Genomic DNA, 1,241 nt, shown 5'->3' on the forward strand with positions numbered 1-1,241 from the left:
TGATACTACGTCAAGAAAATAGACACAGATTTCTACCGCGCTTTCGCTTGGTGGCCTTCAAAAAAAGTTTAAATTTATAGAGATTTAAACTTTTTTATGAAGGAGAAATCAAGCAGCGATTTTTCTGTACATTTGTTCAAATTCATTCGGTGTGTAATAACCCAATGTCGAATGAATTCGCTTTGAATTGTAAAAGAACTCAATGTATTCAAATAGTGAGTTTTTTGCTTCTTCTCTTGTTTTATACTTTGTTTGATATACCAGCTCACGTTTTAAAATTCCGTGAAAGGACTCAATACAAGCGTTGTCATAACAGTTTCCTTTCCTACTCATGCTGCCAGTCATATTGTACTTTTTTAATAGATTCTGATATTCACGAGATGCGTACTGAACACCACGATCCGAATGATGAACCAGTCCTTTTCCAGGTTTTTGACGTTTGTATGCCATCTTTAACGCTGAGATAACTAATTCTTTGATCATATTTTTGCCCATAGCCCATCCTACTATCTTACGAGAATACAAATCCATTACGGTCGCCAAATACAACCAACCCTCATTTGTTGGAATGTAAGTAATATCTGTAACCCAGAACTCGTTAGGTTTACTGGCTTTAAACTGTCGATTTAACACGTTTTCACTTACTGGATGATGATGCTTTGAATTAGTCGTAGCTTTGTATTTCTTGACTGTACAAGACTTCCATTGATTCTTTGTCATAATCCGAGAGACTGTACGAGCACTTACTTTCACACCGCGCTTTTTCAGTGTTTTAGCAATCTTAACACTGCCATAACGTTGCTTGAATTCAAGGTGAGTCTTTAATATCTCTTGCGAGAGTTTTTCATGTTTCTTTTGTCTTTCACTTTTTGGCCGATTTAACCATTTAAAGTATCCACTCTTGGAAACTCCCAAAACATTGCACATCTTCTCCACTCGGAATTGGGAGCGATTTTCATAAATGAATTCATACTTTACCGAGGGTCTTTCGCGAAGTAGTGCATCGCCTTTTTTAAGATATCATTCTCCTCCTTGAGATCACGCATTTCCTTTCGAAGTGCTTTCAATTCAGCTTCAGCAGTAGAGAATGTTTGAACAGATTTGATCTCTGGTTCTTGGCCATATTTCTTAATCCAGTTATATAAAGTATTTTCATTAATATCCATTTCTCTAGCTACTTGAGCCACAGACTTATTGTTCTCTGCAATATACTTTACTGTTTCTTTTTTTAATGCTTCATC

The 1,241-nt window shown here is 36.1% G+C and carries 1 protein-coding gene; it reads right to left on the minus strand.

Annotation, left to right across the window (positions count from 1 at the left end):
• Positions 1-108: 108 nt before the first annotated feature.
• A protein-coding gene (locus ACTJJ9_RS26275) for an IS3 family transposase (RefSeq protein WP_440769008.1) occupies positions 109-1,241 on the minus strand; the annotation gives its coding sequence in 2 pieces (ribosomal slippage) (positions 109-1,007 and positions 1,007-1,241; 1,134 coding nt annotated over the 2 pieces). This gene is flagged as partial in the annotation.

Source organism: Metabacillus sp. 22489 (assembly GCF_052044855.1).
GTDB classification, from domain to species: Bacteria; Bacillota; Bacilli; order Bacillales; family Bacillaceae; genus Metabacillus; species Metabacillus niabensis.